The sequence below is a fragment of the Bacillus sp. RSS_NA_20 genome, from assembly GCF_020165915.1.
In the GTDB taxonomy this organism is placed as follows: domain Bacteria; phylum Bacillota; class Bacilli; order Bacillales; family Bacillaceae; genus Bacillus; species Bacillus altitudinis.
On the sequence record NZ_JAIUKW010000005.1, the window covers coordinates 283,370 to 298,731 of the forward strand.

Here is a 15,362-nt window from a genome sequence, read left to right on the forward strand (position 1 = left end):
ATATGACTGACAGCCCAAATGAAATTATGCTTGGGGTGTCGGTCTCTTGACGAATAAGAAAACTTCTCCGGATTTTTTGCTTGTTGTCATTACGTTACTTTTATTGACGATTGGTTTAATTATGGTGTACAGCGCAAGTGCTGTGTGGGCATCGTATAAATTTGATGATTCGTTTTATTTTGCAAAAAGACAGCTTTTGTTTGCCGGAATCGGAGTTATCGCAATGTTTTTCATTATGCGGGTCGATTATTGGACGTGGCGGACTTGGTCAAAGATACTGATTGCAGTGTGTTTTCTCCTACTCGTGCTTGTCTTGATTCCTGGTATCGGTATGGAGAGAAATGGTTCAAGAAGCTGGATTGGTGTCGGTGCGTTTAGTATTCAGCCATCTGAATTTATGAAGCTTGCGATGATTGCGTTTCTTGCAAAATTCTTATCTGAAAAACAAAAGAATATCACATCCTTTCGTAAAGGTTTCGCCCCAGCACTAGGCATTGTGTTTTCTGCATTTGCCATCATTATGCTACAGCCGGACCTAGGTACAGGAACGGTTATGGTTGGAACCTGTATTATTATGATATTTGTTTCAGGTGCAAGAATCGCTCACTTTATCTTTCTCGGTCTTTTAGGGCTTAGCGGATTTGCCGCACTTGTCTTATCAGCACCCTATCGAATAAAACGAATTACATCTTATTTAAATCCTTGGGAGGATCCACTTGGCAGCGGGTTTCAAATTATTCAATCCTTATATGCTGTCGGTCCAGGCGGTCTGTTTGGAATGGGGCTAGGTCAGAGTAGACAAAAATTCTTCTATTTGCCTGAGCCTCAAACAGACTTTATCTTTGCTATATTGTCTGAAGAACTTGGATTTATAGGTGGATCACTCATTTTGCTGCTCTTTAGTGTTCTATTGTGGAGAGGCATTAGAATAGCCCTCGGTGCACCAGATTTATATGGAAGTTTCTTGGCAGTGGGCATCATCTCAATGGTTGCCATTCAAGTAATGATTAATATCGCAGTTGTCACAGGTCTCATCCCTGTGACGGGCATCACACTCCCATTCATAAGTTATGGCGGTTCATCACTGACATTAATGCTGATGGCAATTGGCGTACTTTTGAATGTAAGCAGGTATGCTAGATATTAATGTGCTGATAGTTCATGAAACCATATAGACTTTTATTTTGCAAAAGTATGAAAAAATGATTTGAAGAGTGAAAATGGCAGTTTCTGTTTCGAAAACGTGATGATTGACTCTTCTTTACAGGTTTTGACGGAGCCCTGTTGTTTAAAACAGGGTTTATACTTTGTTCAGAGCAGAAAAAAATTGAGGGGAAATGGTATAATGCGTATAGTTATTAGTGGAGGCGGAACAGGCGGGCATATTTATCCTGCTCTAGCTTTTATTAAAGAAGTGAAAAGACTGCATCCTGATGTGGAATTTTTATATATTGGCACTGAGAATGGGCTTGAAAAGAAAATTGTAGAAAGAGAAAATATCCCTTTTAAATCAATTGAAATTTCAGGTTTTAAAAGAAAGCTTTCCTTTGATAATGTAAAAACAGTGATGAGGTTTCTAAAGGGCGTCCAAAAAAGTAAATCTTATTTAAAAGAATTTAAGCCGGATGCTGTTATTGGAACAGGTGGTTATGTGTGTGGTCCAGTTGTTTATGCTGCGTCTAAGCTAAAAATCCCAACGATCATTCACGAACAAAATAGCCTGCCAGGCATCACAAATAAGTTTCTGGCACGGTATGTGAATAAAGTAGCCATCTGTTTTGAAGAAGCAAAGGAACACTTTCCTTCAGAAAAGGTTGTTTTTACGGGAAACCCAAGAGCCTCTGAAGTCGTCTCTATTAAAGAGGGAAAATCTCTTAAAGAGTTTGGGCTGGATGAGAAGAAAAAAACGGTTCTTATTTTTGGCGGGAGCAGAGGTGCAGCTCCAATCAATCGAGCAGTGATTGACATGCAAGATGAATTAAAGGCAAAGAACTATCAGCTTTTATATATTACAGGTGAGGTTCATTATGAAAAAGTGCTGAACGAATTAAAAGAAAAAGGTGAAGCACCGAATATGATCACAAAGCCTTTCTTGCATCAAATGCCGGAGTATTTAAAATCAATTGATGTCATTGTTGCAAGAGCGGGAGCCACAACGATTGCTGAAGTGACGGCACTTGGAATTCCGACTATCTTAATTCCAAGTCCATACGTGACCGCAAATCATCAGGAAATTAACGCTAGATCACTTGAAAAACATGACGCTGCGATCGTTTTAAGAGAATCAGAGCTTTCTGGAGATCGCTTGCTTCATGCAATTGATGAAATTGCTGGTAATGACGAGAAACTACATCAAATGAGCCGTTTAACAAAAGAACTTGGAGTACCAGATGCGGCCACACGTTTATATAATGTGTTAAAAGAAATTACGACTTCATGATGAATGATATGAGGTAAGGCGGAGGGTAATATGGAGAACTTGAAGAATGAATTATTAGAAGCGCAAGTTGGTAAAGTACTTGAAAATGAACCGCTTGCAAATCATACGACAATGAAAATAGGCGGACCGGCCGATCTATTAGTCATCCCTAAAGATGTCGATGCTGTCAAAACAATTATGGATCAGGTGAAAAAACATGATACTCAATGGACGGTCATTGGGAGAGGATCCAATTTACTTGTCCTTGATAAAGGAATTCGCGGGGTCGTTTTAAAGCTGGGCGCTGGGCTTGATCACTTAACTGTCAATGATGAAGAAATTACAGTTGGTGGAGGCTATTCAGTTGTAAGACTCGCGACGTCTCTTAGTAAGCAGGGGCTGTCAGGATTGGAATTCGCAGCTGGTATTCCAGGATCTATTGGTGGCGCTGTTTATATGAACGCAGGGGCACATGGATCTGACATTAGCAAGATTCTTGTGAAAGCGAGAGTCTTATTTGAAGATGGAACGATCGAGTGGTTAACTAATGAGCAAATGAATTTTAGCTATCGAACTTCTGTGCTTCAAAAGGAACGCCCTGGAATTGTTCTCGAAGCAGTGTTCAAGCTTAAACAGGATGAACGTGAGAAAATCACAAAGAAAATGCAGCAAAATAAAGATTATCGTAAGGAAACACAACCGTATAATAAACCATGCGCCGGCAGTATTTTCCGAAATCCATTACCTGAGTATGCAGGACAGCTTGTAGAAAAGGCGAATTTAAAAGGATATCAGATTGGCGGCGCTAGAATTTCTGATATGCACGGAAACTTTATTGTCAACGCTGGTGGGGCGAAGGCTCAAGATGTGCTCGACTTAATTCAGTACATTCAAAAGAAAATCAAAGATGACTACAATGTAGAGATGCATACAGAAGTAGAAATTATTGGTGAAGCAAATTAAAGGCTACTACTTATGAATGATGGTATCACAGGAAAACAAACGGCATTTTTTCATGCCGTTTGTTTTCTAATCAATATGAGATAAAGAATGATCCAAAGGTGCGGACAAGCAGCTTTGAATGAGGTGAAGAGTATATATGCGGCCTGATCATGAAAATGAAAAGATCGTCAATATAGAAGAGCGAATCCCTAAAATTAAAGAACAAAGGAAGCAGAAAGCGAATCGGAGATTAATCTCTTTTATTTTGCTGTTTTTTATCATGGTTTTAATTATTGTCTATTTGCAAACACCAATCAGTAAAATTTCTTCTTTAACCATTACCGGTAATGAACATGTACCAACAAAACAGCTCGTTAAACTTTCGCAAATTAAAGAAGGCGAGACAGAGTTTTGGAATTTAAATAAAGATATGACAGCAGACCATATAAAGCAAAATAAATTGATTAAAAGTGTCAGTATCAAAAAACATTTCCCTAATAAGGTCAGTATTGCTGTCAAAGAGTATGCAAATATTGCGTATCTGCAAAAGGGACATTTTTATTATGAGCTTCTTGAAAACGGGACGGCTTTGCCAGATGAAGTAACACCAAGTCACGCAGGACCTATTTTTGTCGATTGGGACAATAAAGAGAAATTGAAGCAAACAGTGAAAGCTCTAAATCAACTGCCGGCTTCTATTCAGGAACTAATCTCAGAAGTATATTACGTACCGACTAGCTCCAATCAGTGGCTCGTTAAATTTTATATGAATGATGGAAACACCGTTATTGCATCAATTAAAACATTCGCAGATAAAATGACGACGTACCCTGCCATTGTCAAAGAGCTTTCGTCTTCTGAGAAAGGTACGATTCATATGGAAGTAGCTACGTATTTTGAAGCTTTTAAATCTAAGAAAAAGGAAGATGAACGTTGAGAGGCAAAACCGTCATATTCTCAATTGTAATGCTTGTTCTTGGATTTCTGATTTCTTTTTCATACCAATATACGAAGCAGCATCGAGCAGATGTCAATCGAACAGAACAATGGAAAAAAGAATATTCTTTGAAAAGTCAGCTAACAAAGCAAGAAAAGGCGAATCAAAAACTTGAAAAAGAACTTTATCGTCTTCAATCAAAAGTCCAAGAAACAGAGTTTGGTTTGAAAAATGAAAAAGAGCAGTATTTTAATGTTTTGGAAGATGTTGAGAAATACAGAATGTTTACAGGAGAAATAGGTGTAAAAGGGAAAGGGGTAAAAGTATCTCTGGAAGATGCATCTTATATCCCGAGTGGACAAAATGTCAATAATTACATTGTGCATGAGAGCCACATTTTCCATGTGATAAACGAACTATTTATATCAGGGGCATCTGCTGTAGCTATAAACGGACAAAGAATCACACACCAATCATACATACATTGTAACGGTCCAGTCGTCACGGTTGATGGTGTTCAACATCCAGCACCATTTGTCATATCTGCTATTGGAGATCCAGCTGTTTTGATTCCTGCATTAAACATTGCAGGCGGGGTGGTTGATCAGCTGACAAGTGATCATATTTCCATGACGATTGAAAAGAAGGATATTCGTATGAATCCTCTTCTAAGAAACAAAGATTAAATGTGAAAAGGTGAGTGGTGTTGAGGAAAAAGAAGCCATTACTTAGTTTGACAGTCCTGATGGTCATATTTGGCATCATGGTCTCGATCCAGTTTAACTCTCTACAAAAGCCTAAAGTTCGCGATACTCGAGACGTTTGGGAATTAAGAGAGGATTTATCTGCATCTAAAAGTAAAGAACTGGATTTATTAAAAGAAATTGATAAATATGATGAAATGCTAAAAAAGTATGGCAACCAAGAAGATCAATCAAAAGAAGCACAATTAACAAAAACGTTGAAGGATTTGAAAGAAAAGGCTGGTTTTACAGAGGTAACGGGTGAAGGAGTCGAAATAGAAATTACTCAGCTTTTTTCTAAGGAACTTACCGGAGAAGAAGTCAAAAATATACCACCTGATCTTCTGAAAAAATTAATCAACGAAGCCAATATGTTTGGGGCAAAACATATTTCCATTAATGAACACCGGGTGATTAACACCAGTGTTATTCGAGATATTAATGGTACGACGAAAATGGATGGTTACAGCATAGATGGTGATACAGTCACGATTAAGATGGTCAGCGAGCAGGCCGATAAATTATACAGCCGTTTAAATGTATCAGATATTGGTGATTTGTTTGCTCAGGAAAATTTCAGTTTGAGTATTAGACCGCCGAAGAAAAAAATTCATTTAAAAGCATTTGACGGTACAATTCAATTAAATGAATTGAAGCCTCTTGACGATGTAAAGGAGGGAAAATCTTAATGTGGCTTCCTGTACTTGGTTTAATCATAGGAGTTGCGATCGGTTTCTTAACGAATTTTACGATACCGAATGAGTATTCTAACTATCTTTCCCTCGCTGTACTTGCTGCGCTTGATACATTGATTGGTGGAATCAGAGCACATCTGCAAGGGGCATACGATGAACTAGTGTTTGTATCAGGTTTCTTCTTTAATATTATACTCGCAATAAGTTTAGCTTTTCTGGGCGTCCATCTTGGTGTAGACTTGTATTTAGTCGGAATGTTTGCATTCGGTGTTAGATTGTTTCAAAATATCGCCGTTATTCGAAGAATTCTACTAACAAAATGGACAATTTCTAGAGAAAAAAAGAAAAAAAGTGAGTCATAAAAAAGGATATACATATGATGTAACGAATATTTTCAGTAATCCTAATAAAAAATGTTGATTTTTTAAGTTTTGTTACACACTTGTAAAAACACATTCATTGTATTGTTGTTCAGCAAATAATAGAATAGAAAGTATTGATATGTGAGGAGGTGCCATAGAATGAACAACAATGAAATTTACGTCAGCCTTGACATCGGTACATCCAATATAAAAGTCATCGTCGGAGAAATGGCGGATGATTCGCTTAACATTATAGGTGTTGGAAATGTCCCTTCAGAGGGGTTAAAAAAAGGATCGATTGTTGATATAGATGAAACAGTTCATTCTATTAGACAAGCATTTGAACAGGCTGAGAGAATGGTAGGTTTTCCTTTACAAAAGGCGATAGTCGGAATTAACGGAAACCACATTCATATTCAAAATACGAGCGGCGTGGTCGCAGTGTCTAGTGAAAATAAAGAAATACATGCTGAAGATGTGAGACGTGTCTTGGATGCTGCACAGGTAGTATCTATTCCGCAAGAACATCTCGTAGTAGACGTCATTCCGAGACAATTTATCGTCGACGGAAGAGATGAGATCACAGATCCGAAAAAAATGCTAGGTGTAAGGCTAGAAGTGGATGGATCGTTAATCACTGGTTCTAAAACGATTCTACATAACTGGCTCCGATGTGTAGAGCGGGCTGGTATTGAAATTATGGATATTTGCTTGCAGCCACTTGCATCGGGTTCAGCAGCGTTATCGAAAGATGAAAAAAATCTAGGGGTAGCTCTTGTCGATATTGGCGGCGGCTCTACTACGATATCCGTATTTGAAAACGGGCATCTCTATTCTACTCACAGTATCCCATTGGGCGGAGAGAACATTACAAAAGATTTGTCTATAGGACTTAGAACTTCCACTGAAGAAGCTGAACGAATCAAAAAGCAATTTGGGCATGCATTCTATGATGAAGCATCGTCTGAGGAGACATTTGAAGTTTCCGTCATCGGTACGGACCAAAAACAGACGTATACACAACTTGAAGCAGCCAATATCATCGAAGCGCGATTGGAAGAGATTCTGCTTTTTGTGGCAGAGGAATTACGCAATATGGGTGTCCATGATTTGCCTGGCGGATTCGTTCTAACAGGTGGACAGGCAGCTATACCAGGTATCCTTTCTCTGGCACAAACGGTCTTACAAAACAATGTAAGAATCGCAAGTCCTAATTATATTGGGGTCAGGGAACCTCAATATATGACAGGAGTGGGCTTGATCCATTTTGCTTATCGCAATGCAAAGATTCAGGGCAGACAGGTTGGATTCCAAATGCCGGATGAAGCATTTCATGAAGTAGGCGCGTCCATGGAGCCGGTTTCTTCTACACCACAAGTAAAAGAAGCTCAGCCAAGACCGAAAGTGAAACAAAAAGCGCAACAAGAGACAAATAAAAAACCGGGCAAAATGAAAAAACTATTTAATATGTTCTGGGAATAGAACTAGATTTTCGACGGATTAGGAGGATTCAGCATGTTGGAGTTTGAAACAAATATAGACGGCCTAGCATCAATTAAAGTAATCGGTGTAGGTGGCGGCGGAAATAACGCTGTCAACCGAATGATTGAAAATGACGTACAGGGTGTCGATTTTATTGCAGTGAATACAGATGCACAGGCGTTAAACTTATCAAAAGCAGAAACAAAAATGCAAATCGGTGCTAAGCTGACAAGAGGGCTTGGAGCAGGTGCGAATCCTGAAGTCGGTAAAAAAGCTGCTGAAGAAAGCAAAGAACAAATTGAGGAAGTCCTAAAAGGCGCTGACATGGTCTTTGTGACAGCCGGTATGGGCGGTGGAACTGGTACGGGTGCTGCACCTGTCATTGCGAAAATCGCAAAAGATTCTGGAGCCTTGACAGTTGGAGTTGTGACTCGTCCTTTCACATTTGAAGGAAGAAAGCGTCAGCTTCAAGCAGTTGAAGGGATTGCTTCTATGAAAGAAGCAGTTGATACGTTAATCGTGATTCCAAACGATCGCCTGCTTGAAATTGTCGATAAAAACACGCCAATGCTTGAAGCATTCCGTGCAGCAGATAACGTGTTAAGACAAGGTGTTCAAGGGATCTCAGATCTCATTGCAACACCAGGTTTAATTAACCTTGACTTTGCTGACGTGAAAACGATCATGTCTAACAAAGGTTCAGCTCTTATGGGAATTGGTGTCGCAACAGGCGAAAACCGTGCTGCTGAAGCAGCGAAAAAAGCCATTTCTTCACCACTTCTTGAAACAGCGATTGATGGAGCACAAGGTGTTATCATGAATATTACTGGTGGTACGAACCTTAGTCTTTATGAGGTACAAGAAGCAGCGGATATTGTTGCATCAGCCTCTGATGAAGATGTCAACATGATCTTTGGATCTGTCATTAATGATAACTTGAAGGATGAAATTGTGGTCACAGTCATCGCAACCGGTTTTATTGAGCAAGAGCCGGAAGTGACAAAACCTCAAAGAAATCCATTAGGACAAGGATTAAAGCAAAATCAATCCATTCCACAAAAGCGTGAAGTAAAACGTGAAGAACATCAGCAAACATCATCACAACCAAGACAAAATACACAGTCAAGTGATGATACATTGGATATCCCAACGTTCTTACGTAACCGCAATAAACGATAAGCAAGCACGATTCAACCCCTTCCTTTGGAAGGGGTTTTTTTTATGTCGTCATGGTGAGAAGATCCTGCGTTTGATTGATATAAAAGTCTTGTTTTCGCGTGTTATTTGGAACTATTGTATGTGTTTTGGCTTGAGTCTCTTAAGTCAAAAGAATCATTTTTAATTTCCTTTACAAAAAACGACAAAATGTTGAACTTTATTTGACTACATTAATGAGAACACCATGAATCTTGTCATGATCAAAAAGAAGGGGGAGGGGCAGGATACACACTGTTTGACCATTTGAGGAGGAGGGATTTTATTGAAAGTGAAGTTTCGTAAAACCGCCGTCTATCGTTTCATGAGTCTTTTGGTGATTGGTATTTTAACGATGACAAGCTTTGGGATGGTTCAAGCAAAATCGACTTCTACCTCATATCAGGAGGAAGCTGTTTCCTCTAAGACAACAAAAGCCAAGATTTCTTCGAGATTAAAGAAGCAGTTTCAAAAGGAAGATAAGGTGACCTTCTTAGTCAAAATGAAGGAACAAACGAATGTACAAAAAGTAGCAAAAGAAGCTGTATCAAAAGCAAAAAAACAAAAATTAACCGCGGCTAAAACGCAGTACACAAAAAGATCAGCCGTTGTATCTAAGCTGAGAGCAACATCTGATGAAACGCAGCAAGCGCTCCTAGCGTATTTACAAAAGGAAAAAAAGAATAAGCAAGTGAATGATATTCATTCCTACTATATTGTGAATGGTCTAGCTGTGACGGCAACAAAAGAAGTGATGGAAAAGATTGCTTCTTTTCCAGAAGTAGCTCAAGTGCTGCCGAATGAAACACGTCAACTTCATCGTCCTGTTGATTTGAAGCATGCTAAGCCAAACAAACAAATCAAAGCAGTAGATGGAGTTGAATGGAATATTGCTCAGGTGCATGCACCAGAAGCGTGGGATTTAGGCTATGACGGGACTGGAACCGTTGTGGCAAGTATTGATACTGGTGTCGAATGGGATCATCCTGCGCTAAAAGAAAAATACCGCGGGTTTGATCCTGCTCGTCCGAACGAACCATCTCATGAACTGAATTGGTATGATGCCACGACAGGCTCTGAAGTCCCTTATGATGACTTGGAGCACGGGACCCATGTGACAGGCACAATGGTTGGTTCTGAGCCAGATGGAAAGAATCAAATTGGGGTCGCACCGGGAGCAGAATGGATTGCAGTGAAAGCTTTTTCAGAAGATGGCGGTACAGATGCTGATCTGTTAGATGCCGGTGAGTGGATTTTAGCCCCGAAAGATCAAAACGGAAATCCTCACCCAGAAATGGCACCTGATGTTGTGAATAATTCGTGGGGCGGTGGGCCAGGTCTTGATGATTGGTATAAAGATGTAGTGAATGCTTGGAGAGCAGCAGACATCTTTCCAGAATTTTCAGCCGGTAATACCGATTTATTCAATCCGGGCGGTGCGGGTTCGATTGCAAATCCCGCTAACTATCAAGAAGCCTTTGCTACAGGCGCAACAGACCAGGACAACAAGTTAGGGTCTTTCTCCCTTCAGGGTCCTTCTCCATATGGCGTAATGAAACCAGATATTGCTGCTCCGGGAGTAAACATTCGTTCTTCGATCCCGGGAAAAGGATATGAGGATGGATGGAATGGTACATCGATGGCAGGTCCGCATGTCTCAGCTGTTGTTCTTCTTCTTCGCCAAGTGCAATCAGACCTTTCTGTGGATGAAATTCAGCAAATTCTTATTGACACAGCGAAACCACTGACAGATCAGCAATTTCCTGAATCCCCTAACAACGGCTATGGGGCAGGGTTAGTTGATGCAAGAGAGGCGATTACTGCTTTAACCAATGGAATCGGTACGATTGAAGGTCAGGTGACAAAAGAAGGAGAAGATACAGAACCACCTGTTTTTTCACATAAAGGTCCGAATGAAATTTTTGCTGCAACGCCAACCCCATTGACCATCACTGCAGAAGATGGGATAGCAGTGACAAATGTTTCTTTGACTTACCGAGTAGATCAAGGTGAATGGGAGACGCTGAAAGCCGACCGCACAGATGGAAATCATTTGAAAGGAACCTATACGGTGCAGCTCCCTGAACTTGAGGGGGAAAACGTGACGTACCGATGGATTGTGAAAGATTTTGGAGAAAATGAAGCGGCATCAGATTCTTATACACTTCCAATTAAAACATCCATCACCACTGGTTACTCACAAGATTTTGAAGCATGGCCAAGTGGATGGTTCAGTGGTGGAACAAAAGATCCGTGGCAGTGGGGAAAACCGTCCACAGGTCCAAAACAAGCATTTAGCGGGGAACATGTCTACGCCACCAATTTAGATAGTCCTTATGAAAATAAAACGGACGCCAATTTGTCTATGCCGCTCATTGCTGTACCAGATTCAGGTTCTTCCTACCTGCAATATCAATACTGGCATGATCTCGAAGCCAATTATGATTATGTGCATGTCTATGTACAGCCAGAGGGTGAAGACGCCGTTCAAGCGACAGCTTATACGGGGAAAACAAATGCGTGGACAGCAGGCGAAGTTGATTTATCTGCTTATAAAGGTCAAAAAGTGAGAGTCCTGTTTCAGATAAGAACAGATGGCAGTGTCACAAAAGATGGCTTTTATTTAGATGATGTGAAAATCACAGATGAGGCTTTGCCTCAACAAGCCAAGAACCAGCTGGGTGTGATCAAAAAAGAAAAATCCACAAGCCAGAATAAGAAATCAGTTGATCCAAAAAAGGCAAAGCCTGCTAAAGTAAAAAATAAACATGTACAAATTCAAAAGCAAAACAGTCATGATGCTCCATCTATTCAAGCTCTTCCAATGAGAGCGCAAATCAGTGTTCTAGAAAGCGGAAAATCAACTTCCACCGATGAAGCGACAGGGAAATATCAGCTGTCTCAAGGAGCAGGAGAATGGACAGTGAAAGCGGAAGCTTACGGCTTTGAATCACGGTCCCAAAAAGTCAAAGTGGCATCAAAAGAAACAGCAGAAGCGAATTTCTCCTTACAGCCGCTAGAGAAACGAACGATCTCCGGCACGGTCGTCAATGAAACAACTGGTGAAAAGGTGAAGAATGCAACTGTTTATCTTGTGGAGGACGCAAAAATTGAGCCGGTGAAAACAGATGAATCCGGTGAATTTTCTCTAGAGGCATTAAGTGGTGTCTATACAGTCAAAATTTTTGCAAAGGGGTTTAAAGGCTATACGTTTACAGCGGATGTGACGGAAAAGCCGCTTGAAAAGTCAGTGAAACTTGAGCCTTTTATCGGTTTTCCGGGAGAGATTGGCTATGATGATGGAACGGCTGAAAATGCACGGGCTTTCTACGATCCTGGCAATGGGTGGGCTGTGAAGTTTTCATTAGAAAAAGGAAAAAAACAAGCACAAGTCACAGGTGGTCTTTTCCGGTTTTGGACATCAGAATGGCCAGCTCCTGGAGGCGATGAATTTGCTGTTGAAGTATATGATGCTTCTGGGAAGGGTGGCGCACCAGGTGAGAAAATCGCAGGACCTTTAAAAGCAAATGCGCTGCGTAATGGTGAATGGACAAAAGTAGATTTAGAAGATCAAGCCATTACAGTGGATGGCGATTTCTATCTTGTTTATATTCAAACGAAAAAGAATACCGAATCTCCGGGACTTGCCACAGATGAAGATGGCCCTAATGCTGAAAGAAGCTGGCAGCTGACGAGCGGTGCTTTTTCTCCTTCTCCGAAAGAAGAGGGGAATTATATGATTCGTGCGCTCGTAAACTATGAAGCAGATGTACCAGAAATCACTTCTCCAAAGGAAGGAACCATTACAAATCAAGGTGAATTGACGATTGAAGGCACGGCCTCTCCGGGTCTCGATGTGGCCATTTATCAAAATGATGAAGAGGTGGCCAAAGTCAAATCAGATGAGTCGGGTACTTTCAAAGAAAATGTATCTGTTCCAAGTGGAGAGCATGTCTTCACGGCGGCGACTGTAACGGATAAAGGCTCAACAAAACATTCCAAGCCAGTCAAGGTGATCATCGATCAAACAGCACCGACATTGACCATTGATACACCGAAAAAAGGCGACAAGTCTAATAGAGAATCACTCACGGTAGAAGGGAAAGTAGCGGATGATTATCTAGACCAAGTCACAGTCAATGGAAAAAAAGCGAACGTAAAGGATGGGGCATATTCTGCAAGGGTGCTACTTGAAAATGGGAAAAATACAATCAAAGTGACAGCAAAAGATGCGGCTGGAAACAAAACGACTAAAAAGGTCGACATCGATGTACAATATGATGCACCTGTCATTTCTGAATTAACGCCAAAAGAGAATATGAATCTATCATCAGGTGAATCGGTTAAGATTTCATTTAAAAGCAGGGAAAAGCTAGATGCCACCTTTGTTCTTCATATGCCGCTGACAAATGCTAGATCAAAACTTCAAAACACAACTGAACTGCCGATTCGTGAAGTAGCACCGGGAACGTATGAAGGCTACTGGACGGCGACATCTATTGCAAAAGCAAAAGGTGCAGTGATTGAAGTCATTGTCAAAGATGATTATGGAAATGTCACAAGACAGAAGGCAGAAGGAACACTCACCATCAATGAGAAAGAATGACAGCGAAAAAGACACGACTCTTCGGAGCGTGTCTTTTTTTGTGCAATTGATAGAGGAGACACATGTCCAACAAATCATTCTGATGTTCTCTCTGTCTCATACGTCGACAAAAACGATAACAATCCACCAAAAGTTCTCTATCATCCCCTACAAGAATTGACAGACTTCCATCCGATGACTGTTTTATACTGGTACAAACAAGTGCAAGTACTGCTTTTGATTCTTTGTTTCAGATGAAAGGAGCAGAAGGTGGTCATTTATTTAGATGTCATTTGGCTGTTAAACTTTTGTTTTGATCTATTGCTGCTCTTACTCACGGCATTTATTCTCAAACGACAAGTGAAAAAAAGGCGATATATGTTAGGAGCTCTCATTGGATCGAGCATTGTTCTCTTGCTCTTTACGCCATTTGCAATGATTGTGTCGCACCCTTTAGGCAAACTGCTTTTTTCTGTCTTGATCGTGCTTGGAACCTTTGGCTTTCAAAGATTTCGTTCCTTTTTTCAAAACCTGTTTGCTTTTTACTTTGTCACATTTTTGATGGGAGGGGGCATGATCGGGGTTCATTCGTTTTTGCAGACAAATACAGTCATTCAAGATGGACTGCTTATTTCACAAAATGATGGATTTGGTGATCCCATTAGCTGGCTTTTTGTTCTCACTGGCTTTCCGGCCATTTGGCTGTTTTCAAAGAAACGATTAGGAGAGGTTGGTGCGAAAAAAAGACAATATGACGAACAAGTACTTGTGGAGATCCACATTCAAGGAGAAACGATCCGCTTAAATGGTCTGGTCGATTCTGGAAATCAGCTTTATGATCCATTGACGAAAACACCTGTCATGATCGTCCAGCTCGATCAGCTCACATCTATTTTCGGAGAGCCATTTATAGAAAAAATGAAACAGTTTCATCCTGTTGAAGTGATGCAAAAGCTTGATGACCATTTTCCGCTGCTTGATCGTTTAAGACTCGTTCCATATCGCGCAGTCGGTCATGATCACGGGTTTCTACTATGCTTTAAACCAGATACGGTCGTCCTTTATACAAAAACGCATATGATCCAGCCAGCGAAGTGTTTTGTTGGGATGAGTCTAAGTGGATTATCAGCAGATCAGGAATTTCAATCCATCATTCATCCAGAGATGTTAGACGGAAAAATGATACAAGGGGTGTCGTAGTTTTTTTGTGATGTCTTTTATCTTACGAAGTCAACTGGACATTTAGAAGGGAGAAGAAGATGAAAAAATTAAAATTTAAACTCACTTACTACTGGTATAAACTCCTCATGAAGCTAGGGCTAAAGAGTGATGAGATTTATTATATTGGTGGAAGTGAGGCACTGCCTCCGCCATTATCAAAGGATGAAGAACAAGAATTGCTCGTTAAATTACCAAAAGGTGATCAAACAGCACGAGCCATTTTGATTGAAAGAAACTTGCGATTGGTCGTTTATATCGCAAGAAAATTTGAAAACACAGGCATTAACATTGAGGATTTGATTAGTATCGGAACGATAGGCCTCATAAAGGCAGTAAATACGTTTAATCCAGAAAAAAAGATCAAACTGGCCACATATGCGTCTAGATGTATTGAAAATGAGATTTTGATGTATTTGCGTCGAAATAATAAAATCCGTTCAGAAGTATCGTTTGATGAGCCGCTTAACATTGACTGGGACGGCAATGAATTGCTTTTATCAGATGTACTTGGGACAGATGATGATATTATCACCCGGGATATTGAAGCAAATGTCGATAAAAAATTACTGAAAAAAGCGTTAGAACAATTAAACGATCGTGAAAAACAGATTATGGAACTACGATTCGGTTTAGTTGGTGGTGAAGAAAAGACCCAAAAAGATGTTGCCGACATGCTTGGTATTTCTCAGTCCTATATTTCAAGGCTCGAAAAAAGAATTATTAAACGATTGCAAAAAGAATTTAATAAGATGGTCTAAAAAAATTTTTTTGAAAGCTTTATC

The 15,362-nt window shown here is 40.2% G+C and carries 12 protein-coding genes; all 12 read left to right on the forward strand.

Annotated elements, in window-relative coordinates; all coding sequences use genetic code 11:
* Nucleotides 1-46 precede the first annotated feature (46 nt).
* The 12 genes from spoVE (at nucleotide 47) to sigE (ending at nucleotide 15,338) form a co-directional block, all read left to right on the forward strand.
* Nucleotides 47-1,147, forward strand: a complete 1,101-nt coding sequence (spoVE, locus tag LCD32_RS07025) for a stage V sporulation protein E (protein WP_039166797.1) — start codon at nucleotides 47-49, stop codon at nucleotides 1,145-1,147.
* Between the two features lie 198 nt (nucleotides 1,148-1,345).
* On the forward strand, nucleotides 1,346-2,440 hold the full coding sequence (murG, locus tag LCD32_RS07030) for an undecaprenyldiphospho-muramoylpentapeptide beta-N-acetylglucosaminyltransferase (RefSeq protein ID WP_224563332.1): 1,095 nt from the start codon (nucleotides 1,346-1,348) through the stop codon (nucleotides 2,438-2,440).
* Nucleotides 2,441-2,470: 30 nt separating this feature from the next.
* Nucleotides 2,471-3,382: a UDP-N-acetylmuramate dehydrogenase gene (gene murB, locus LCD32_RS07035; protein WP_007499764.1), complete on the forward strand. Its 912-nt coding sequence runs from the start codon at nucleotides 2,471-2,473 to the stop codon at nucleotides 3,380-3,382.
* Nucleotides 3,383-3,518: 136 nt separating this feature from the next.
* Entirely contained in the window at nucleotides 3,519-4,298 is a 780-nt protein-coding gene (locus tag LCD32_RS07040; protein WP_007499762.1) for a cell division protein FtsQ/DivIB, read from the forward strand.
* Nucleotides 4,295-4,984 (forward strand): DUF881 domain-containing protein, encoded by a 690-nt coding sequence (locus tag LCD32_RS07045; protein ID WP_007499760.1) that lies wholly within the window; start codon nucleotides 4,295-4,297, stop codon nucleotides 4,982-4,984. The genes LCD32_RS07040 and LCD32_RS07045 overlap by 4 nt, the downstream gene beginning before the upstream one ends.
* A gap of 20 nt (nucleotides 4,985-5,004) precedes the next feature.
* Nucleotides 5,005-5,730, forward strand: a complete 726-nt coding sequence (locus LCD32_RS07050; RefSeq protein WP_007499758.1) for a DUF881 domain-containing protein — start codon at nucleotides 5,005-5,007, stop codon at nucleotides 5,728-5,730.
* The gene (locus tag LCD32_RS07055; protein WP_003210988.1) at nucleotides 5,730-6,098 is read left to right on the forward strand and encodes a small basic family protein; all 369 of its coding nucleotides are present in this window, start codon (nucleotides 5,730-5,732) and stop codon (nucleotides 6,096-6,098) included. The genes LCD32_RS07050 and LCD32_RS07055 overlap by 1 nt, the downstream gene beginning before the upstream one ends.
* A 159-nt stretch (nucleotides 6,099-6,257) precedes the next feature.
* Nucleotides 6,258-7,580, forward strand: coding sequence for a cell division protein FtsA (gene ftsA / locus LCD32_RS07060; RefSeq protein ID WP_007499754.1), 1,323 nt, complete (start codon nucleotides 6,258-6,260; stop codon nucleotides 7,578-7,580).
* 33 nt (nucleotides 7,581-7,613) lie between these two features.
* Entirely contained in the window at nucleotides 7,614-8,759 is a 1,146-nt protein-coding gene (gene ftsZ, locus LCD32_RS07065) for a cell division protein FtsZ (RefSeq protein ID WP_007499752.1), read from the forward strand.
* Between the two features lie 301 nt (nucleotides 8,760-9,060).
* Nucleotides 9,061-13,380, forward strand: coding sequence for a S8 family peptidase (locus LCD32_RS07070; protein WP_263485681.1), 4,320 nt, complete (start codon nucleotides 9,061-9,063; stop codon nucleotides 13,378-13,380).
* 249 nt (nucleotides 13,381-13,629) lie between these two features.
* Nucleotides 13,630-14,559 (forward strand): sigma-E processing peptidase SpoIIGA, encoded by a 930-nt coding sequence (spoIIGA, locus tag LCD32_RS07075; protein ID WP_017367198.1) that lies wholly within the window; start codon nucleotides 13,630-13,632, stop codon nucleotides 14,557-14,559.
* A gap of 59 nt (nucleotides 14,560-14,618) precedes the next feature.
* Entirely contained in the window at nucleotides 14,619-15,338 is a 720-nt protein-coding gene (sigE, locus tag LCD32_RS07080) for an RNA polymerase sporulation sigma factor SigE (RefSeq protein WP_007499746.1), read from the forward strand.
* Nucleotides 15,339-15,362 lie beyond the last annotated feature (24 nt).

What these genes read in the sequence shown, in the direction of transcription:
- ftsZ (WP_007499752.1), top strand. Translation starts at nt 7,614, where the DNA reads ATGTTGGAGTTTGAAACAAATATAGACGGCCTAGCATCAATTAAAGTA.
- ftsA (WP_007499754.1), top strand. Translation starts at nt 6,258, where the DNA reads ATGAACAACAATGAAATTTACGTCAGCCTTGACATCGGTACATCCAAT.
- LCD32_RS07055 (WP_003210988.1), top strand. Translation starts at nt 5,730, where the DNA reads ATGTGGCTTCCTGTACTTGGTTTAATCATAGGAGTTGCGATCGGTTTC.
- murG (WP_224563332.1), top strand. Translation starts at nt 1,346, where the DNA reads ATGCGTATAGTTATTAGTGGAGGCGGAACAGGCGGGCATATTTATCCT.
- sigE (WP_007499746.1), top strand. Translation starts at nt 14,619, where the DNA reads ATGAAAAAATTAAAATTTAAACTCACTTACTACTGGTATAAACTCCTC.
- murB (WP_007499764.1), top strand. Translation starts at nt 2,471, where the DNA reads ATGGAGAACTTGAAGAATGAATTATTAGAAGCGCAAGTTGGTAAAGTA.
- LCD32_RS07040 (WP_007499762.1), top strand. Translation starts at nt 3,519, where the DNA reads ATGCGGCCTGATCATGAAAATGAAAAGATCGTCAATATAGAAGAGCGA.